Annotated in this window: 20 protein-coding genes; 12 read left to right on the top strand and 8 right to left on the bottom strand. The window is 44.1% G+C overall.

All coding sequences use genetic code 11. The features are described 5' to 3' along the window. Positions 1–156: 156 nt before the first annotated feature. Positions 157–873 carry a histidine utilization repressor gene (hutC, locus tag ACXAFJ_RS06825; RefSeq protein WP_475322331.1) on the bottom strand — a complete coding sequence of 239 codons (717 nt, stop codon included), beginning with the start codon at positions 871–873 and terminating at the stop codon, positions 157–159. 195 nt (positions 874–1,068) lie between these two features. Between hutC and ACXAFJ_RS06820 the strand changes: the two genes are divergently transcribed. Then, the gene (locus ACXAFJ_RS06820) at positions 1,069–1,812 is read left to right on the top strand and encodes a sporulation protein (RefSeq protein WP_475322330.1); all 744 of its coding nucleotides are present in this window, start codon (positions 1,069–1,071) and stop codon (positions 1,810–1,812) included. 3 nt (positions 1,813–1,815) lie between these two features. On the opposite strand, the gene ACXAFJ_RS06815 is transcribed toward ACXAFJ_RS06820, so the two are convergent. After that, positions 1,816–2,823, bottom strand: coding sequence for a DUF3187 family protein (locus ACXAFJ_RS06815; RefSeq protein ID WP_475322329.1), 1,008 nt, complete (start codon positions 2,821–2,823; stop codon positions 1,816–1,818). A gap of 225 nt (positions 2,824–3,048) precedes the next feature. Here ACXAFJ_RS06815 and ACXAFJ_RS06810 point away from each other — a divergent pair, with 225 nt between their 5' ends. From ACXAFJ_RS06810 to ACXAFJ_RS06800, 3 genes are read left to right on the top strand one after another with little or no spacing between them, the layout of a single operon-like run. Then, positions 3,049–3,996 carry a phosphate/phosphite/phosphonate ABC transporter substrate-binding protein gene (locus ACXAFJ_RS06810; RefSeq protein ID WP_475322328.1) on the top strand — a complete coding sequence of 316 codons (948 nt, stop codon included), beginning with the start codon at positions 3,049–3,051 and terminating at the stop codon, positions 3,994–3,996. Positions 3,997–4,028: 32 nt separating this feature from the next. Beyond that, complete coding sequence (locus ACXAFJ_RS06805) at positions 4,029–6,155, top strand: EAL domain-containing protein (RefSeq protein ID WP_475322326.1); 2,127 nt, start codon at positions 4,029–4,031, stop codon at positions 6,153–6,155. 59 nt (positions 6,156–6,214) lie between these two features. Continuing rightward, positions 6,215–6,838 carry a thiopurine S-methyltransferase gene (locus tag ACXAFJ_RS06800; RefSeq protein WP_475322325.1) on the top strand — a complete coding sequence of 208 codons (624 nt, stop codon included), beginning with the start codon at positions 6,215–6,217 and terminating at the stop codon, positions 6,836–6,838. Positions 6,839–6,901: 63 nt separating this feature from the next. On the opposite strand, the gene purT is transcribed toward ACXAFJ_RS06800, so the two are convergent. Then, on the bottom strand, positions 6,902–8,077 hold the full coding sequence (gene purT / locus ACXAFJ_RS06795) for a formate-dependent phosphoribosylglycinamide formyltransferase (protein ID WP_475322324.1): 1,176 nt from the start codon (positions 8,075–8,077) through the stop codon (positions 6,902–6,904). Between the two features lie 243 nt (positions 8,078–8,320). Between purT and ACXAFJ_RS06790 the strand changes: the two genes are divergently transcribed. From ACXAFJ_RS06790 to ACXAFJ_RS06780, 3 genes are read left to right on the top strand one after another with little or no spacing between them, the layout of a single operon-like run. After that, positions 8,321–9,739, top strand: a complete 1,419-nt coding sequence (locus tag ACXAFJ_RS06790) for an SLC13 family permease (RefSeq protein WP_475322322.1) — start codon at positions 8,321–8,323, stop codon at positions 9,737–9,739. 32 nt (positions 9,740–9,771) lie between these two features. Further along, entirely contained in the window at positions 9,772–11,145 is a 1,374-nt protein-coding gene (locus ACXAFJ_RS06785; protein ID WP_475322321.1) for an ATP-binding protein, read from the top strand. Continuing rightward, complete coding sequence (locus tag ACXAFJ_RS06780; protein ID WP_475322320.1) at positions 11,132–11,605, top strand: response regulator; 474 nt, start codon at positions 11,132–11,134, stop codon at positions 11,603–11,605. Before ACXAFJ_RS06785 ends, ACXAFJ_RS06780 begins: the two co-directional genes overlap by 14 nt. A gap of 336 nt (positions 11,606–11,941) precedes the next feature. Here the strand turns inward: ACXAFJ_RS06780 and ACXAFJ_RS06775 are convergent, their stop codons facing one another. From ACXAFJ_RS06775 to sbcB, 5 genes are all read right to left on the bottom strand, one after another. After that, positions 11,942–12,910 (bottom strand): polysaccharide deacetylase family protein, encoded by a 969-nt coding sequence (locus tag ACXAFJ_RS06775; RefSeq protein WP_475322318.1) that lies wholly within the window; start codon positions 12,908–12,910, stop codon positions 11,942–11,944. 68 nt (positions 12,911–12,978) lie between these two features. Next, positions 12,979–13,887: a cytidine deaminase gene (gene cdd, locus ACXAFJ_RS06770; RefSeq protein WP_475322317.1), complete on the bottom strand. Its 909-nt coding sequence runs from the start codon at positions 13,885–13,887 to the stop codon at positions 12,979–12,981. 177 nt (positions 13,888–14,064) lie between these two features. Further along, positions 14,065–14,748: an LrgB family protein gene (locus ACXAFJ_RS06765; protein ID WP_475322316.1), complete on the bottom strand. Its 684-nt coding sequence runs from the start codon at positions 14,746–14,748 to the stop codon at positions 14,065–14,067. Beyond that, on the bottom strand, positions 14,745–15,119 hold the full coding sequence (locus ACXAFJ_RS06760) for a CidA/LrgA family protein (RefSeq protein ID WP_475324076.1): 375 nt from the start codon (positions 15,117–15,119) through the stop codon (positions 14,745–14,747). The genes ACXAFJ_RS06765 and ACXAFJ_RS06760 overlap by 4 nt, the downstream gene beginning before the upstream one ends. 11 nt (positions 15,120–15,130) lie before the next feature. After that, positions 15,131–16,552 (bottom strand): exodeoxyribonuclease I, encoded by a 1,422-nt coding sequence (sbcB, locus tag ACXAFJ_RS06755; RefSeq protein ID WP_475322315.1) that lies wholly within the window; start codon positions 16,550–16,552, stop codon positions 15,131–15,133. A 200-nt stretch (positions 16,553–16,752) separates the two neighbouring features. On the opposite strand from sbcB, the gene ACXAFJ_RS06750 reads away from it, so the two are divergent. The 5 genes from ACXAFJ_RS06750 (at position 16,753) to cobU (ending at position 20,672) form a co-directional block, all read left to right on the top strand. Further along, positions 16,753–17,355 carry a type II secretion system protein gene (locus ACXAFJ_RS06750; RefSeq protein ID WP_475322313.1) on the top strand — a complete coding sequence of 201 codons (603 nt, stop codon included), beginning with the start codon at positions 16,753–16,755 and terminating at the stop codon, positions 17,353–17,355. Between the two features lie 320 nt (positions 17,356–17,675). Then, positions 17,676–18,287, top strand: coding sequence for a flavin reductase family protein (locus tag ACXAFJ_RS06745; RefSeq protein ID WP_475322312.1), 612 nt, complete (start codon positions 17,676–17,678; stop codon positions 18,285–18,287). Between the two features lie 23 nt (positions 18,288–18,310). Continuing rightward, a complete protein-coding gene (cobT, locus tag ACXAFJ_RS06740) occupies positions 18,311–19,333 on the top strand; it encodes a nicotinate-nucleotide--dimethylbenzimidazole phosphoribosyltransferase (RefSeq protein WP_475322311.1) in 1,023 nt (340 codons plus the stop codon). After that, positions 19,333–20,130 (top strand): adenosylcobinamide-GDP ribazoletransferase, encoded by a 798-nt coding sequence (locus ACXAFJ_RS06735; protein WP_475322309.1) that lies wholly within the window; start codon positions 19,333–19,335, stop codon positions 20,128–20,130. The genes cobT and ACXAFJ_RS06735 overlap by 1 nt, the downstream gene beginning before the upstream one ends. Continuing rightward, positions 20,127–20,672 carry a bifunctional adenosylcobinamide kinase/adenosylcobinamide-phosphate guanylyltransferase gene (cobU, locus tag ACXAFJ_RS06730; RefSeq protein ID WP_475322308.1) on the top strand — a complete coding sequence of 182 codons (546 nt, stop codon included), beginning with the start codon at positions 20,127–20,129 and terminating at the stop codon, positions 20,670–20,672. The genes ACXAFJ_RS06735 and cobU overlap by 4 nt, the downstream gene beginning before the upstream one ends. The last annotated feature ends 6 nt before the right edge of the window (positions 20,673–20,678 follow it).

Here is a 20,678-nt window from a genome sequence, read left to right as displayed (position 1 = left end):
AAATTGTCACTCAAACATTAAATGTATATACAAATTATTAGCTTTGGATAGTCATTTGTTCAAGTGAGATGTTACAAAACTGTGATCTATTCAGTTTTACCGAGTTTGCTCAGTATACTAAGCTAGCAAATTCAACTTGATGAGTGGGTTTTTATATTATTGATTTATAATTATTTTTGAGCTTAATTTGTATTTGGTGCCGGGATGGTAAAGCAATGCGGAACTGACCAGTTTGTCGTTGCTCCAAGTGCGTCTACTAAGCAACAAGCAAGGCTCATTATTACCGAGCTTAAGCGATGCACGAATAGTAGTATCTGGTGCGATGGCTTCGACACTGTGCTCAATGGCGCTCAAGGGACAGTTTTCTGATAGGAATTGGTTGGGCGTTTGCTGAGTAAAATCTTGGTTTAAATAGTCTGGTGCAAAATCCGGATTGATCCAACGTTGCTCGAGTTGGATTGGCTGATTGTCTTCAAAATGTATGATCTCGCTATAAAATACATTCGAGTCAATCATTACCCCCAAACGTGTGGCCACCGTTTCATCTGCGACAATAGCAGTCAGTTTAATCACTCTGCAGGAATGCGCTTTACCACGTTGCTCAACTTCGAGCGCGATATTTCGGATATCAAGCAGGGGCGATTCCGCTTTATCTGCTTTTGAACAAACAAACGTACCCAGTCTAGGTCTTCTTTGCAGTTGGCCTTCCGCGACGAGGTCACGAATTGCTTTGTTTACGGTCATTCGGCTGACTTCGAACTGTTTTGTAAGCTCTAACTCTGTTGGAATACGTTGACCTAGGTTCCATTCACCTTGCTCAATTTTATCTTGAATGTAGGTTTTAATTTGTAAATAACGCGGAGCAGGGGGCATATTGTATTGACCGACTAGTTTATTGACTATACAAATGATGAATGCAACGCCGCGTATTGGCAACTATCAATGACCAATTCTTCGGCGAATTGGTGCTGAATTTACAAAAATGTGGTTTTGGTTAATGGATTTATCTCGATTTAAAACGATGAAATGATAGTCTGATAGCGCTTTAACGTTATTAAAGGAACAACCATGCTCAACAAGCTAAAAGCATCACTGGGAATCGGTGCTGCAAAAGTCGATACTATTTTGGATTCAATGTCGGTTACTCAGGGCGATACCCTGACCGGACGCGTTGAAATCTTTGGTGGTAATGTTGAACAGCGCATTGACGCTATCCATCTGAAACTGTGTACGGAAGTAAAAGTAGATTCCGATAACGGTGCCTCTTATCAGAATTTCATTTTGGCTAAGATTGCCGCGGTTGAACCGTTTGATATTGGTCCAGGTGAACAAAAGAGTGTTCCTTTTCATCTTCAACTGGACGATGAGACACCCGTCACAGCGTTAAACGCGCATCATAACCAATGCCACGTCTGGGTTGAGACTTCACTGGATATTGAGTTTGCGATAGATCCAAGAGACAGGGATTTTATCGAAGTTCATCCGTTACCCGTCGTCGCTAAAATTATCCGGCAGATAGAATCGTCAGGCTTTTCTTTGATGAAAGCGGATGTGGAAAAAGGATACCTACGTGGCAACGGATTTAGCTCTAACTCTGGCTGTTATCAAGAAATTGAGTTTCGTGGCGGCGGCCTAATCAATAATAAAGAAATCGAGTTGAGCTTTATTTTGGCGGGTGACTCCGTTCATTGTTTAGCCGAGGTTGACCGATCGCTGAGCTTGAGTGGTGATCAGTACATTTCGTTTACGCTATCGCGCGACGCATCAGACAGTGAAGTGGATTATCAGGTTAAACGCATTCTGGCTGTGTAAAAGTTAGTACCGATACCGATAAGTAAAGTTAAATGCAATATCGGTACTGTTATCAGCATTGAACATATTTTCCATCACGCTCAGCTCAATGGCTGAGCGTTTTTGTGTGTAGCGATAACCCGCTGCAAACTCTACCGATGGTTCGCTAAAGTCATCGCTGCCAGCAGATAGGCCTTCGTGCACAGAGAGTTGCATTAGCCAATGATGATTCGGCTTATAGTAGAATGTATAGCCAGTGTTTATTCCTAAGTTGTGATTTTTATAGGCCAAGCTAGGGAAAATCTCAGGTTCTGAGCGATGTGTATCACTGATGCTTAAATCAAACTGGTTAGCTTGTTGACGAAAGCTGTAGTTAAGCTGAAGGCTCACTTCTAACTTACTTGAACTAAACACACCTTTATTCACCTCGTTGTAGTAAGCACTGCCGCCTAAAGAAATGGCATGATGTTTGGTTTCAAGCCATTGGTATTGTGAATAGAGACTGATCGCACTGCTTAAGGTTCGACCACGGAAGTCTCTAAGTTCGATATCGTATTCCGGAATTGAGATTTCGAACTTGTCGTTATCGACTTGATCTCGACCGTTTTGGTCAATATCAAAAACATCATGAAACCAAATGGTCAGCCCATCTAGGTAGTTGTTTCCCGCGTAATTCCATTTGTATCCACCTTCGAATAACCACTTTTCATTTATCTGTTTTTGCAATGCTACGGCAATTTGGTTTTGGTAGTAATCAAGCTGGTAGTCATTTGTATTGGCCCAAATACTCGCGACACTGCCTCTAATACTAATTTCTTTTTGGTTGATCTCATTTGCAAAACTGGACCTTAACTGTGGCGTTAAGCTGTTGACGTGAAGCGGGGCTTGAGTGTGGATTTGCAGCGGGCCCCAATAGGTGTTTCTCGAATAGTTTTCAATTGTGCTTGCGCGCGCCACGGATGTGACCAAGGCAAAAATACTGATATTTGCCCAAAATATAACTAACAAAAAATGTCGAAGCTTTTCAGACAATAGATGCTCCTCATAGAGCTAACTATTACTTCTTTAACTATAGGTTATGAAAATTGTGACATACAACTCGTTTTTTCGCTCAAAACGAGAGCTAATACTTAGACTTAGTCGGGTTAATTCGAACAGAATGGAGTAGCAAACTCTTTGTAAATATTGGATTTTTCCGTACAAAGTACGAGCAAGGCTCGAGGTTAAATACGGAAAAGCGCCATATTGGAGGTCTCTATGAAAAACGGCAGTTTAATTGGCGGGTTGCTTGCCGCCTGTGTTGCAATTTCAATGTTCCAACCAGTGTGGGCTGAAGTTACACCAAGCGATAGTTTTGTCCTTGGTGTGGTTTCTAAAAAGGCAAAAAAGCGAATTGAGTCATCGCAACCCTTGGCAGATTGGATGGCAAAACGATTAACAAAATTCGGCTACCAACATGGTACTGTGGTTGTAGCGCAAGATATGCCAGAAATGAAGCAACTATTAAGAACTGGTAAAGTCGATTTGATCAGTGCAAGTGTCTACAGTGCGTTGATGTTCGAAAAGTATACCAATGCAAAAATTGTCGCAAAGCGTTGGAAAAAGCGTCAGTCTCATTATCATTCGGTCTTTTTTACTCACGTTGAAAACGACGATTTTGCCGTAAGCGATCTCGCGGGTAAAACCATCTTGTTCGAGCGTCCAAGCTCACATAGTGGTTACTTTGCACCAGCGGTAACCTTGTTAGAATATGGTTATCGACTCGAACATCTAGAGCAACCGGACCAACAGCCAAAAGACGGTAACATTGGATTTTTATTTATCGACGATGTTTTGCCAGATTCAAATGAAGTGAATATGACGGCTTGGACCTATGGTAAGCGTGTCGATGCCGCAGTGTTTAGTAGTGACAATTGGAACTCAAACAAAGATACGCCCGCATCCATGAAAGATAAATTAAAAATTTTCTATCAAACCGACAACTATCCGAGAGAATTAATGTTAGTGTCTGAACACGTTAGCGACGAAATGACTCACGCTATCAAAGCGGCATTGCTCGATGTTGAGAATGATGAAGCAGGTCGATTGGCTCTAGAAGAGTATCAAAAAACCACCAAGTTTGAAGAATTGCCGGCTAGCGCGCTCGCAACACTTGATGTTGCGAGAGTTTGGTTACAAGAAGTGGAGAACTTATCCGTCAAATGAGAATTGCACGGTTAACCTTAAGGACAAGGTATATGATAGCAACAGCTGGGATTTTGCTGATGCTGTCGCTAGTACATTTTTTCTTTCAGAATCACCTTTATCAACAACACAGCAGTGCAGTTACTGAAGCGTTAACACAGCACACTCAGCTTACTCTTAAAGAGCAACTCAAACTCAGAGGAAAAGCACTTGGTAGTTATCTCTCTGAGCGCCTTTTCGATCCTCTGTATAATTACGATTTGGAATCTGCCTACCGAGTAATAGAGCCTGCTCTTTCACAGGAAGAGGTGTTGGTTGTCAACGTCGTGGACACGGAAGGACGCCTGTTTCACGATGGTAGTAAAAATGTGGACAGCTTCGGATTGCTGCATCCAAACCAGTTAGTGATTTCTCATGCACTAATTAGTAACGGCTACTACTTACATCAATTGAGTGACAAACTGGTTTACGCTGCACCAATTGAGCAATCTGGTGTAAAAGTCGGCGTTGTTTACCTAGAAATGGGGTTAAAGCGTCTTAGCGAGGATATTGATGCCAATCGCCGCGTTATTGAATCAGTCTATCGGAACGACCTAAAAGAGCTGTCCGCCAATCATCTAACCATCACTTTGATCAGTTTTATCATCGCTTTAATTCTGGTCGGCCTAGTCGCTCGTTCACTCACAGCCCCAATTATTCACTTGATTTCTAATTTACAAAAATCGGGTTTAGATCGCTTTAAGCGTATGCCGACACAAGATCGTCAAGATGAAATTGGTGAGCTAATCAACGCATACAACGCAATGGGTGCTCGTATCGATGATAACGCAAGAGAAATACGTTTTTTGGCTTATCACGACAGTCTAACCCAGTTGCCCAATCGACTGCGCTTTGTCCAGCTCATCGATGAGTTGCTTCTTGCCGGCGACACTCATAGTTACAGTGTCATGTTTATTGATTTGGACGACTTTAAACAAGTTAATGACCATTTTGGCCATGCGCGAGGAGACACCTTGTTGTCTAAAGTTGGCCAACGTTTGACTGCGGCAGCCAACGACGTTACCCCTTCTTCAAAAAACTGTGTTGCCAGAATTGGCGGCGATGAGTTTCTGGTTGGCTTTGCGGGCTTAACTCGTAAACAAGAAAGAATGGCTGCTTCAGCAATATTAAATGCGCTACAAACACCGATTGAACTGCAAAACGAGTCTTCGGTTGTGGTTGGCGGTAGCTTGGGCATCGCGGCGTTTCCTGAGCATGGAAACGATGCAGAAACCCTGATCAAATTTGCTGATATTGCGATGTACCAAGCCAAAAATGATGGTAAGAATACATTTTGTCGCTTTGATTTGGCGATGAACAAAGCCATTCAACAACGAATTGATATGGAGCGTGAATTACGTAATGCGCTAAGTGATTTGTCTCAATTTGAACTTTGGTATCAGCCTAAAATCTGTATGACAACAGAGAAAACGATGGGAGCGGAAGCGTTAGTGCGCTGGCGTCATCCTGAGCGGGGTATTATTTCACCTGCAGAATTTATCGAAATCGCAGAAAACACTGACATGATTTTGCCCATTGGTCGTCATCTGATTGAATTGGCTTGCAAACAGCTTTCTGTTTGGCAACACAGTTACAGTAGTGATTTTCATGTCGCAATCAATTTATCTGCCAAGCAATTGTATCGTCAGAACATTACCTCAATTGTTGCCAATGACTTAAATCGATATCAGTTAACTCCACAGTCACTCAAAATTGAAGTGACCGAAAGTCAGTTAATCTACGATATTGATGCCGCTAATCGAGTGCTTTCTCAGTTGAGATCGCTTGGTGTGTCGGTTCTATTAGATGATTTTGGGACGGGCTATGCCTCTCTCAGCTACTTACAACGACTTCAGTTTGATGGGGTAAAAATAGACCGCTCGTTTGTCTCCGGTGGTGGTGATCAAGTCCATAGTCAATCTCTGGTTGAAGCTATTGTATCTCTTGCAGATAGCCTGAATATGCTTTGTATTGCTGAAGGTATTGAAACACAGCAGCAAGCACATCAGATAAGAGATTTGGGGTGTAACTTGGGACAAGGTTACTATTACTCAAAGCCGATACCGGCAGACGAGTTCGAACAGAAATGGCTCAAAGAGTGCGATAAGCAAGAACAACCAGCTAAATCTGCCATAACATGAGTGCTAAACTCATGCGATAACGTTCAATGAAGATAAGGTCAGCAGACCTCAATGATAGTATGAAAGAACACGAATTTTGGCATCAAAAGTGGGCAAGCCAAGATATTGGTTTTCACGAGCTGGATGTGAATCCAAGTTTAACCGCACACTGGAACAAACTCGAACCAAAATATGATGAGGTTGTTTTTGTACCCCTCTGCGGTAAGTCAGAAGATCTCGTATGGCTTGCACAAAAACACGCTAACGTGGTCGGCGTGGAACTCAGTCAAATTGCCATTCGCAGTTTCTTTTCCGAGCATTTTTATACACCTACCGTAACCACAATTCCGCCTGCGGTGGAGCTTTATCAGTTTGATGAACTCGAGTTATATGTAGGCGACTTGTTTACTGCTCCTTTACCAAAGTGTGATCTGATCTATGACAGAGCAGCCTTGGTAGCGATGAAGTCTGAAGATAGAAAAGAGTACGTCGATCGTTTGCTCGCTCTACTTAATCCCAATGGCAGAATGTTATTGATTGGAATAGAAAGACACGAAGCCCAGCAAGCCGGCCCCCCGTTTCATCTGACCTCTAATGAAGTAGACACTCTATTCTCAGGACTAAAGGTGACCATCTTGTCAAATTCGGACAAACGCACAGATAATCCTAATTGGGATGAAGTGGTCTATTTGATCGAGAAATGAAACTTAGCATAACGCAAAAAAGCAGAGCAAAAATGCTCTGCTTTTTCGGTTAATTTACTTTAGTTAGTAGTGAATCTTAACGCTGGTGGCGGCTTTAATGGCAGCCTGTATTGCTTGTTCAGTATTTTCCGCGGTTGAAATCGCGACACCAAGGCGTCTGCGTCCATCGATATCGGGTTTAGCAAATAGCTTGATATCGGTGTTGGCTTGCTCAAGAGCTTGAGCAAGGTTAGAAAACTGTAGATCGTTTGAAGTACCTTGACCCAAAATAACCGCAGAGGCTGCAGGACCGTATTGAGTGATGTTTCGGATAGGAAGTCCGGTGAATGCTCTAACGTGCAGGGCAAACTCAGATTTGTCTTGTGACGCCAGTGTTACCAACCCAGTATCGTGTGGACGAGGAGAAACTTCATTAAAAATGACGTCATCTCCTTTGATAAACAACTCGACACCAAAAATTCCGTATCCACCAAGCGCATTAACAACTTTCTCCGCTGCTTCTTGTGCTTTCGCTTTTGCTGCAACAGACATGATTTGTGGCTGCCAGGATTCTCTGTAGTCACCATCTTCTTGACGGTGACCAATGGGCTCACAGAAATGTACGCCGTCAGAAGCGCGTACAGTAAGTTGCGTGATTTCGTAATCGAAGTCGATAAAGCCTTCGACAATGACTCGGCCAGCACCTGCTCGGCCACCTTGTTGCGCATAGTTCCAAGCAGTTTCAATGTCCGCTTCAGTTTTTAACACGCTTTGTCCTTTACCCGATGAGCTCATCACAGGTTTACAGACGCACGGCAGACCCACAGTTTTCACAGCGCTTTGGAATTCCTCAAAGTCACTGGCAAATTGGTACGGGGAGGTGGTTAAGCCAAGTTCCTCTGCGGCCAATCGGCGAATACCTTCACGGTTCATGGTCAATTTGGTCGCTCTTGCCGTTGGTACAACATTGATACCTTCTTGTTCAAGTGCAACTAAAGTGTCGGTCGCAATCGCTTCAACTTCAGGTACGACAAAAGCAGGTTGCTCTTTAGCGATGATAGTCTGCAAAGCTTCACCATCTAACATGTCCAAGGTGTAACTACGATGAGCTACTTGCATTGCGGGTGCGTCTTCATAACGGTCGCAAGCAATGACTTCTAAGCCTAGGCGTTGACATTCGATAGCGACTTCTTTCCCAAGTTCACCAGACCCTAGTAACAAGACTTTTGTGGCGCTTTTGCTCGTTGCAGAACCAAACATACTCAACCTTTTTTAACTATTCATGAATTACATTGTCAGCATGTTACTCTGCGGAACCTCAAAAGCAAACGTTTGCTTGCTGAGTTACGAAATAAGTTAAGAGTTTTTTGTTGTGGCTCAAAAATATTTGAGTTATTACGAGCAAATTTGATCTGACTCTAAATGTTACAAACTAAAACGGCGCACACTTTGTCAACTGTTTGGTTTTTCCATCCTCCAACGCCTGACTAGCGAGAAGCTTTGATGCGCCACTATCTCAAGTACATTATTCCTATTTTTGTCCCTCTGTTGGTTCTGTTGTTACCGGTTAGTGCTTTTCCATTTGAGGGCTTGACCATTGTCCAGCAAAGGGTGATTGCTATCTTTTTGTTGGCGGCGTTATGTTGGGTTTTTGAACCAATACCAATTTATGCAACTTCCGTGGTGATCATCGTACTGGAACTACTGATGCTGTCCGACAAAGGATTTATCTTATTTAAACTCGGCGAGGACAAACCAGAATTTGGTGAGTTATTGAGTCACAAGGCGATAATGGCTACGTTTGCTAGTCCAATTATAATGCTGTTTCTGGGTGGTTTTTTCCTAGCGATGGCCGCCACCAAGTATCGACTAGATGTCAACTTAGCTCGAGTGTTGTTAAAGCCCTTCGGTCAACAGCCTAAGTACGTGATGTTGGGACTAATGTTGATTACCGCGATTTTTTCCATGTTCATGTCAAATACCGCCACAACAGCCATGATGTTGTCGATATTAACCCCGGTCATTGCGGTGTTCGGTTTAAAAGATCCTGGCCGAGTTGCTTTTGCTCTAAGTATTCCTGTCGCTGCAAATATTGGTGGTATTGGCACTCCAATTGGTACACCTCCGAACGCGATCGCCCTAAAATATCTCGTGGGTGAAAGTGCAATTAGCTTTGGTGAATGGATGGCGTTTGGCGTGCCGTTTGTCGTCATTATGTTGGCACTAGCTTGGGTATTGATAAATCGCCTTTTCCGCGCGCAGCAACAATCTATAGAGCTCACCATTAAAGGTAAATTTTTAAAGACTAGGCAGGCGATCGTTGTTTACATTACCTTTGGTGTCACCATACTGCTGTGGCTGATGGGGTCGGCCCACGGTATGAATAGCTATACCGTCGCTCTGATACCGGTAGCTGTATTTTCGTTAACAGGTATTATCAACAAAGAAGATCTCAAACGTATCTCTTGGGATGTACTGTGGCTTGTTTCTGGTGGTATCGCCTTAGGACTGGCCCTTGATCAAACTGGCTTGGCCAAGCTATTGGTAGACAGTATCCCCTTTGGAAACTTTTCGCCTTACGTAATATTAGGTGGCGCGGCGCTATTGTGTTTGCTGATGGCAAACTTTATGTCTCATACCGCAACAGCTAACTTGTTGATGCCGATTATGGCCGCTATGGGTGCATCTATGGTTTCTCTAGAACCACTGGGTGGTGAGATGACGTTAATCCTAGTGGTTACTTTTGCCGCCTCACTAGGTATGTCTTTACCTATAAGCACTCCGCCGAACGCCTTGGCACATGCCACGGGTAATGTTGAAAGCAATCAGATGGCCAAAGTTGGCGTGATTTTAGGTGTAGTGGGCGTGTTACTCAGCTTTGTGATGGTTTGGATTCTAAATTTAGTCGGTTACATCCAATAGACACGGGTTGGCAGAGAGCAGAAATAAGATTGATGACAAAAGAAACCCAACTGCAACAAGTAATTCAGCGTTATTTTTCCAATGAAGAACGACAAATTGAGCTTTCTCCCGGAGACGTTTTACTGAGGCAAGGTCAGGTTAATCAGCGTTTGTATTTGGTGCTGTCAGGCAGCTTAACTGCGCACTATCAACTAGATTCGGGTGATGGACTATCTGCAAAGGTTTTTAGCGCGCAAGCGGGCGCTTTTCTTGGCGTACACAGCTTTTTTTCGGGGACCGATGAAGCATCACTGACGATTGTCGCTGAACAAGAAAGTCGATTGGCGTGGATCGATAAAAAGACGCCGGTTCTTGATGCGGAGTTAAATGGTCCGCTTAGCCAACAGTTTATGCCAGTCATTTTGAAAGAGTTGCAGCGTCGCCAGACCCGGGCCAGTGAAGAAGCATTAGCCAAAGAAGCCGCCTTGACTCAACTCCATGCTGCTGAACAAATGACGACTTTAGGCCAACTAGCCGCCGGGCTTGCTCATGAGTTAAACAACGCGATTGGAGTTGTTAGTGCCAAAACTGAGAACATTGAATCGGAAGTGATTACTTTGTTGGAACAGATCAATCCAGAAGCCAGCCAGTTCTTTGATACTGGATTAATCAACGGTCAAAGCGTCTCGTCATCAGAGGCTAGGCTAAGACGCAGTGTGCTGATAGATAGATTTGGTTGCGAAAAACATCTCGCCAAGGGTTTGGCCAAAGCAATACCAGCAGATGAAAATTGCCAAGCGTGGCTTGATGATCCGCAGCAAGCACTGAGATTTTGGTCTCTGGGCCGCGATCTTCATGATTTACGTTTGGCGTCAAAGCACACAGTTGGCATTGTGCGCTCGGTTAAGCAACTCGGACGCAGTGAAGTGTCGCCGGCTGAATCCTTAGACATTAACGATACATTGAATAAATCAATGACGTTAATAAAAGGCGAGTTACGTCATGTCGAAGTTCGATTCCGGCAATCTGAGGTACCAAATTTTTTAGGGTCTATGACCGAATGGGTACAGGTGTGGACCAACTTACTGAAAAATGCCTGTGATGCTGTGAGTGGTACGGAGAATCCACTTATCGAAATTCAGTCTAGAGTCGACAACAATCGGATTCATGTCATGATCAGCAATAATGGGCCTGAAATCCCGGAAGCGATCAGACGGCAAATATTTCAGCCCAATTTTACTACTAAAAAAACGGGCTTAAATTTCGGACTTGGGCTGGGTCTTTCAATAGTAAAACGTATTGTGTTGACTTACGGTGGCAGTATTGCTGTCAAAAGTACTAAAGAGAAAACGATTTTCCGCATTAAATTGCCTCTCGATACTCTCCAAGAGGCTCAAGAACAGGACGGCTTGCATGCAAACGCTTAACGTTATTTGTGTTGATGATCAGAGGGAAGTGCTTAGCGCTGTAGTTGCAGACTTAGACTCATTGTCGCATTGGGTGAACATAGAAGACTGTGAGTCTGCAGCAGAGGCTTGGGGACTAATCGATGAGTTGGACTCAGAGGGAGAAAGTGTCGCGGTGGTGATTTCAGATCATGTGATGCCGGGGCAAACGGGCGTGGAGTTTCTATCTGAATTAAACCGTGATGATAGATTTACTCACACCAAAAAAGTGTTGCTTACCGGTCAAGCCACCCATGGCGATACAATTAGTGCGATTAATGGCGCTGGTATTCAACACTACTTTGAGAAGCCATGGAATTCGGACGATTTAGTGATTGCAGTGCGCAAACTGCTCACCCAATTTGTGTTTGATTCAGGAATCGATCCCGCTCAATTTCAAAACGAGTTAGATCAACAAGAACTGTATCAACGTTTGCGTTAGGCTATTGGTGAGCCCGATGAAAAAAGCAAACCGATTAAGGTTTGCTTTGTTGTGCCTTAGATAGGGTAGATATACCCAAGTGACCTCAAGATGCGAGGTTCAGCGAGAATTAACTAGGCTTCAGACAAGGCATTGATTTGCAGATCTAGTCGCTCTAAATCAAGAATCAATAACGCAGTATGAAGCCTAGTTAAACTCGCCCTTGGGAGCTCATATTCTGTCTCATTTCTTCGTCAAAGAACTTGGAAAGGACTCGTCATTCCGCTGCGTTCTCTTCCTTGAACTGAACCAGAATATGTAGCTCTGAATTCTGCATCTTGAAGTTACTTGGGTATATTAGCTTTGGCAAGCATCTATTCCCTGATAATACGCCTGTTGCTTGACTTTGATGTCGGAAAAGTCAGTCAGTTTGAATGATTTGAGTCTGTCTAACATTTTGGGGTGTAGCCAAGCATCGTAGTCCGCCCGTCTTAGCTTAATATCCGAAATGTCTTGTAACGACTGGTCGGTAACCCAACCTGGGTGAATGGCAATATGGTGAAAACCTGCAGGAAGCTCATCGACAAGGTTCAGGTATTGCTGATACAGCTTGTCAGGGTGGTTGGTTGCGATGTCTAAGTCATAGATAATGGAGTAGGAATCCTCGACCAATAATCCATTCGCCTTGTATACCTTGCTTTGCTTAAGTTGCTCTGGTTTGGTTTTCCATGATTGCTCAACCAGAGGCAAATCGTATTCTTTTGCAAGGCTGCGTACAATTTTGATCAGTTCAGGATTGTAGTACCAAAAAAACATATGCGCGTCGATATGAGTCACGGGCACATCGTAAGCCAGTATCGCTTCAATTTGCGCCCTAAGTTCTTTTTCCGCTTCTTCAGGTTTGGCTAATTTCCCCACCAAGTCGCTAGTCGGGTATAGGTAACCGTCTTTATTGTGTAGAGAAGGAGTTTGCTCTTTTGGAAGGACTCCGCCCCAAGGATGAGCGCTTTGCCACTCGTTAGTCATAGTAAGGTGCACGCCCACCTTAAAGCCTTTTTCTTTCACTTGAGCCATGGCTTGATGAAAACTTGGCGCAGGTGCCATTACCGACATCGATGTGATCGCGCCTTTTTCGTACATATCTAATATTGCCGCATCAAGATCGGGGTGCATGCCGAGGTCATCCGCATTGATGACTAGCACTTTATCGGTTGCTTGGTATCCCAAACACTCGGCAGTTGAGGGCGTTGATGCTCTGACGTAATAGGTATAACTAAGAGGTGCAAGGACTGCACAAGACAAGACGAGTAATGTTGACTTTTTCATTGGGCCACACCATAGCTAGTTGAGTGATTTTTAGTCTATGGCGTGGCAAACGCCAGAACAAGTTAAGGTTAGTTAATCTGTTGGTAATCTAATGTCAGATTAGGATTCATGACGGTTAATAGGCTTTCGGTGCCCGCTTTTTGTTGAATATGAGCGTTTCTAGATTCGACTAAGGCTACCTGATTGATGTCCTCAAACGATTTGGCGTGCATACGCATGACACACAACGCAACTTGAAGAGGAGGCAAGCTTGGGTTAAAAGCCGCATTTTCAGCATAGGCACCGCAAAAGTGTTCTTCATTTTTGGTAGTTAAACAAAGGCCACTTGGCGACTTACTATAGGGTGCATGACTGAGTTGAAGAGCTTGCAAGGCTCTTTGCACTGTGTTCGACTGCTCCAAAGTTTGGCTTTCAGTCGCCGACTCTATTAACAATGAAGAAGCACCCATTAAGCGGTCAGTAATATCCAAATCATTAGGACCAAAGGCATCTGGAAGCAACTCAGTGAGCGTTTGTGTTTCTCTTCCTGGCAAAGAGATTTCCAACTCATTGGCGAGGGGAAGCTCATTCATAAATTGTCGGCAATGACCACATGGCGAGTAATTAACCGTCATATTCGCGAGCCCACTTTCACCACTCATCCAAGCGTGACTAATTGCGCATTGCTCCGCATGAACCGTTTGGCCAATTTGCGAACCGGAAAACTCTAAGTTAGTACCAAAATACAGGTTTCCGCTGACTCCGGTTGCAATGGCTCCGACGTGAAAATCTGAAATCGGTACATAGGCGTAAGCGGCGGCTACGGGCAACAGAGCTAAACGCAGTTCATGGATGGACAATTCCGATTCAGCGAGAAGGGCGTCAACATCTTTTTTGCTTAGGAAACCACGGTAATAGTTACGTTCAAAAATGGGAATTAAATGAGACTTTAGAGGTTCGCTGAGCGCATTAAGCGCAGAGTGTATGTGCTCGATCATTATTTCACCTGCAATGGTACCTTCAGGGTTTATGGTCTTTTAGTTTACCCATTGGTTACATAATTAATGTGATATAAATCACCATATAATGAAATTTGGTTTTTCTTGTTACACATTTAGAGTGAAGTCACGAATGCAATGGATTTCATTGTTAGAAGTAGGATTTACAGCCCAACACTAGCTTGATAACCAAACCGCAAACGCAAACAAACTGGGTGCCAAAATAGAGGTAATGACGCCACATACAACCAGTGCAAGCGAACTGAATGCCGCATCACCGGGTTGTTTTTCCACACAAGTGGCTGTGCCTAATGCATGAGAAACCGTGCCCATGGTTAGCCCACGTGCAATTGGATGTGTGATGTTGAGCCATTGATAAATGGGGTAGGCGAGGATAGCGCCAAACAGCCCAACCAGAAGGACCAAAATCGCCGCGATGGCTGCTTCCCCACCCAGCACAGTTGAAACTTCCATTGCGATTGGCGTCGTCACGGATTTACCCATTAAACTCGCGATTAACGTTAAGTCTGTACCCAACAATACGGCAATCAAGATCGAACTCAACATAGACATCACACTGCCTACGCCACAGGCAAGCGCTATGATTCTCCAATTGGCGCGAATTTGCGGAAACTGTTCGTACAGTGGGTAGGCAAGGGCTACAACTGCAGGCTGTAGCAGAGCGTTAATCCAACTATTCCCTGCGTAGTACTCTTCGTATGGTACGTGTAAAAGAATTAACGCGGGGATAATGACGCTTAAACTAATTATGAGTGGATTGCACAGTGGGTGTTTGAACTTTTGACTCAGCCAACGAGCACTGACAAAGGTAATGACGGTAAAAGCTAACCAAATACTCATCGTTTATTTTCACCTAGTACTTTTTGCAGTGACCAAGAAAGAGAGACAAGAACGATAAAACTGGCACCTAATGCGCTTGCAATGATACTCATGGCATTGTTCATTAATAACTCAAAATGTTGCATTAAGCCGACACTAATCGGCACGAACAGCAAAATCATGTATCGAATAAAGAGGTTAGCGCCCGGTTTAATCCATGGAGCAGGTATAAGACGAAATACCAGTAATAAGAAGAGCAATAACATTCCAAAAATGCTACCCGGTATTGGCACGTCAAGCCATGATTGAACAAAGTTGCCTACAAAAAGACATGCATAAATGCAAACAATGGAGACCAGGTACTGAATTACCAAAATCAATCGCGGCTTAATTAGGTTTTTGCTCAACTGGCTAGTCCTTCCACGTATTGATAAACCGCTTTTAAAACAGCCAATTTCTTTTCCTCATCCTGATATTGATGCACCAAGACTTCTAAGTTAGCCATATAGTTTGGGAGATTGACTTCAAAATATTCACGGCAGTGTGACGCCCATTTAAGTTGCTCATCGGCGGTGAGGGTCCAAGGGAAATTTCTGGCTCGATAGCGAAACAGTAATGGTTCTACACGTGAATCATCAAACTGCAAATCTAGAGAGGCTAAACTCTCTGGGCTGCGTTCACGGATAATTTCCATATTGGATTTATCGGCAGCCGAGAAGAAACCGTTGTACAGCTTTTCATCGACATTGTTGCTTTCTGGGTAGTTAGGCTCTGAAGAATATATTTGAACCAATTTCTCTCGAATTGAAGGATCGGCTTTAATTCGACTTAGGTTGTCTAAACACTGTTGACGATCAATGCCAATCCGCTGTGCATTTTCCGCAGTTAAAGTTTTTGCGGGAGCAAGAATTGGACACTTGTTTAAATGAACCAGCTTGATTGGAATGGGTAGTTGGTCTTCTTGTAGATCGCTTCGTTTGGTGTACAACCTATCTTGAATTTCGAGCGCGGAAAGTTCCAACAGCGGGGTTGGATCTTTTGCTAAGTCGGCAACAATGACCGCGTTTTGATTTGTCGGGTGCCAAGCGATAGGCACAATCCAACTTGTGTATTGACACTCTCTACCGAGCATTCCTGACACGTGCATCAGAGGTGTCATATTTACGATATCGATTAACTCATTGAGTTTGCGTTTAGTGCGCATCGACAAGAAGTAATCAAATAACTTTGGCTGAGCAGCTTTGACTTTTTTTGCCATTTCAATCGTGGCAATGACATCGGACATCGCATCATGTGCATTACTGTGTTCAATACCGTTAGCAACGGACAAATGTTCCAGTCTAAAGCTAGTAAACCCCTCGTCATTTTCAGGCCATTCGATCCCTTCTGGCCTAAGTGCGTGACAAGCGCGCAATACGTCTAGCAAATCCCAACGGGAATTTCCGTTTTGCCAGCTCCACGCGTAAGGATCGATGAAATTGCGGTAGCAGGTATAACGGGTAACCTCATCATCAAAACGAATGCTGTTGTAGCCAAAGCTGGTGGTATTGGGCTTTGATAATTCGGCATGAATTCGATTGATAAACTCATGTTCCGGCAAACCGTCCTTCAGTGCTTTTTGCGGCGTAATTCCGGTAACTAACGCTGCCTCTGGCGAAGGCAGATAGTCATTCGGCGGCTGGCAATAAATAACCAAAGGATCACCAATGATATTAAAATCTTGGTCGGTCCTGACCCCGGCAAATTGACTCGGTCTGTCTTTAGCAGGGCTAACACCCCATGTTTCGTAGTCAAAAACGAAAAAAGTAGGATCTGTAGTTGGCATCGTGAATTGCTAAGAAGGTAAAACGTAAATTCAGGTTGTTATGATAGAGGAATCTTTGCCGAGTGTCTGTGTTTTGGTAGGAATTGAGTCGATTATTCACTTTAGACTGACTTTTAATAGTGTGTGTGAACACAATTCCCTAAATTTAGCATTCTTAAGCTACGCTTTTATTATGTGCATTTGATTTTATATCCGGTTGATTGAGCTTGCGAATACAAGGATTTACTTTAATTGAGTTGATAGTAGCGATTGTAGTGATTGGTGTTCTAGCAGCGATTGCAGCACCAAAATTTACTAACTTAACTGAGGAAACACACAGAGCTAGAGTGTTGGGAGTCAAAGCTCAGTTTCAAGAGGCGGTGAGATTCTCGCATACGAGATGGGCTTTAAACGGAACTTCGAGTGCTGAGATTAATGACATGCCTGGCTATGGGTTGGATGCTAACGGGAACCCTCAATTAGATATGAACGATGAAGGTTACCCTTTAGGAATCGATAAAAATAATCCTATGGGAGCTCCTTACAATATAGGGCGAGGCCATGATGGATGTATAGGTATATGGGAGGCAATTGTCGACACTGATCTTTCTGTGACCACAAGCTCGCCTCCTGCAGTTGAATTTGAGTTTTACGCGCGAAGAGAACAACTGACGTTTTTAACCAAAGAAGGCACTAGTGTGACGTCGTGGGCCCTTTGTTATTACATCTATACGGGTTCTGGCTTCTCAACTGATCCCAATTCCGCTAAATACGTTATCTGGTACAACTCACGAACTGGTTCGGTAACAACGAGCTTAAATTAATGGCCCTATTCGTTCTCATAATGAACTTCAATTTGAAACGAATATAGGCATTCTTTTTTTTGAAGATTGATGAGTTGGCTTTTTGTTGTTTCGATTTTTAAGTCCGCGGCTGTTTAAATGCATGTTAAGCCTCACATAATATGTCAGTTTGAATTTGAGTCGTAGCAACTCACTGTTTTATTCTCGAATCTCTCGTTTAGAGAAGCATTTTTTATACCGTGTTGGACAAGCAATGGTTTGAGATCTTGAGCTTACTCTGACATAGGCGCTACAATCTGCATCGCACGAGTTTACACAACGCTTAAGGATGGCCGGGCAAGATGCAAATCAATTTTAGTGAGCAAGACGCTTCTTCAATTTATCACTTGATGACGCAAACTATCATTCCTAGACCGATAGCCTGGGTACTAACCGATTCAGGAAGTGAAAACTACAATCTTGCGCCTTTTTCATACTTCACTCCTATCGCCAGTCAGCCACCGATCATGATGTTTTCGGTGGGTAAAAAACCAACTGGCGAGCTTAAAGACACCGCGGCCAACGCCAAGCTAACCGAAAAAATGGTTATTCATATTGCGGCAAGCTCTGATGCGGAAGTTATGACTAACACTGCAGCTACACTACCTCATGGTAGATCAGAGGTGGTTGAAAATAAGATTGAGCTGGTTGAGTTTGAAGGATTTTCTTTACCTAGAGTAAAGTCTTGCCCCATCGCCTTTGCCTGCAAGCTTTACGAAATCAAAGAAGTGGGTTCGGTACCTCAGACCTTAGTTTTTGCAGAAATAGAGCAGGTGTACATTGACGACACGGTACTGGATTCGCGAACCGACCGAATCAAAGTAGACGCTATTAAAGTGGACCCTATCGCGCGACTTGGCGGTGGTGAATACGCAATATTAAAAGATGCCTTTAGTGTCAATCGACCAAAATAATTTTTAACTTCAGGAATCCATGAATGGACACTCAAATTTTATCCCAACAAATCTGGGAGATTATCAATCAAAAAACCAAGCCTCCAGGTTCGCTCGGACAATTGGAAACACTGGCCCACGATTTGGCGCTAAACGAGAGTATTAAAGCGGGCTCACTGTCTACAAACATCACGGTTGGTGATGCACAAGTTATTGTATTTGCTGCTGACCATGGGATTGCAGCGGAAGGAGTGAGCATCGCGCCAAGCGAAGTCACTCAGCAGATGGTCCACAATTTTGTTGGTGGCGGTGCTGCAATCAATTGTTTTAGTCGTGCGAACCAAATCGACTTTAAAGTGGTGGATGCAGGAATGCTGGCTTCTATAGAAAGCGAATCCGTTACCGAGCAACGTTTAGGGGCTGGAACCGCGAACATTGCCAACGAGCCCGCAATGAGTCTAGAGCAAATGGAGCAAGGATTGAGCTTTGGTGCGGAGTCAGTAAAACAAGCGGTCGAGTCGGGTAAAAACTTATTGCTGTTTGGTGAAATGGGAATTGGCAACACCAGTCCGGCTGCGGCGCTACTCGCATATTGTTCAGGCCGCGATGTCCCGCAGTGTGTGGGTTTAGGTACCGGAATCAGTAATGAGCAATACATTCGAAAAGTGGCATTAATAACCAAAGCAGTACAGCGCTGTGAAGCAACAGGCGCGAAAGAAATTCTAGCCGATTTGGGCGGCTTTGAGATTGTACAAATGGTCGGTGGGTTCATCGAGTGTGGACGTCAGCGCGTTCCGGTGATCGTCGATGGCTTTATTGCAACCTCAGCCGCTTACCTCGCGACTTTAATTGAGCCAAGTTGCCGCGAAGTGATGATTTTTGCTCACCAAAGTCATGAAGCCGGGCATAAATATTTGCTGGAAGAACTGAACGCCAAGCCTTTACTGGATCTTGAGCTTCGCCTTGGCGAGGGAACTGGCGCTGCACTTGCGGTTCCGTTGGTTCGTTCGGCGGCTGAGTTTTACAATAATATGGCCAGTTTTGCCGATGCTGGAGTGACAGTGTAGTGAACCGGCTGAAGTATCAGTTAGAGTTATTTTGGTTGGCCGTGAGTTTCTTCTCTCGGCTACCCATTCCCAGTAAAACACCCTACAGCGAGACCAGAATGCAGCAATCCGCTCGCTATCTCTCGCTGGTGGGCCTGCTGCTCGGCGGAATTTGCGCGACCGTTTGGCTTGGGCTAGCTCAACTAATACCTGTTAATTCAGCGATTGCGATTACCATGACTGTCAGCCTGTTGTTAACCGGTGCTTTCCACGAAGATGGCTTGGCCGATATGTCCGACGGCATGGGTGGTGGGATGACGGTCGAGCGTCGTCTAGAAATCATGAAGGACAGTCGAATCGGCAGCTATGGTGCCGTGGCAATTGTTATGGCGTTGATTGTCAAATTTTCGCTACTTTCGGATTTAGTTAGCACCACTAATTTGTTTTGGGTGTGGATAGCAGGTTACAGTGTCAGCCGAGCATTTGCTGCAAGCCTAATGTACCAACTGCCTTATGTATCCAATTCAGACAATTCGAAAAGTAAATCACTTGCAGACAATCAGTCTGATAAACCAATCAACAAACAAACTGTGTTTGAAATGGTTTGTTTATGGGGTATTGGAATACTACCGCTCTTTATGTTTGAACCCATACTTATAGCCACGGTACTAGCAGTATTGTTTGTCACTCGTGCAGTGTTTAAACGTTGGCTGTTGACCAAAATCGGTGGCTTTACTGGCGATTGCTTGGGTGGTGCGCAGCAAGTGTTCGAGCTTTTGTTTAATTTAGTTGTTCTAGTCGGGGTTGGCTTGTCATGACAGTGCACCTAGTGTTAGGCGGCGCGCGTTCCGGTAAATCGCGACATGCGGAACAGCTGGTGCTCAGTGCCACTCAAGATCGTGCTCACTACATTGCAACGGCGGTTGCTTTCGATTCAGAGATGAAAGACAGAATTGATTTGCACCAGCAACGCAGAGACAAACGTTGGATCAATCACGAGTCGCAACTCGAGTTAGCGGATTACCTTTGCCAGTTCACTCGTCAAGATGTGGTATTAGTAGATTGTCTCACGGTATGGTTAAACAACGTCTTGTTTGAAATATCAAAAGGTGAAGACGATAACTTGGACCAGCATTGTGCTAATGAAGTTAGTCGATATGTCGATGCCTTGGCTGCTTCACTCGACAAGTGTCCCGCTAGAGTAGTTGTGGTGTCCAATGAAGTCGGAATGGGTGTGGTGCCCATGGGTAAACTGACTCGATTTTATGTAGACCACGCTGGTTGGATGAATCAAAAAGTTGCCGCAATCGCCGATCATGTCACGCTAGTTTCTGCTGGACTCCCACTGACTCTGAAATAGAGGCTA

This window comes from Vibrio sp. ABH4_348 (assembly GCF_056159765.1).
This window is presented reverse-complemented; position numbering and strand designations above follow the sequence as displayed.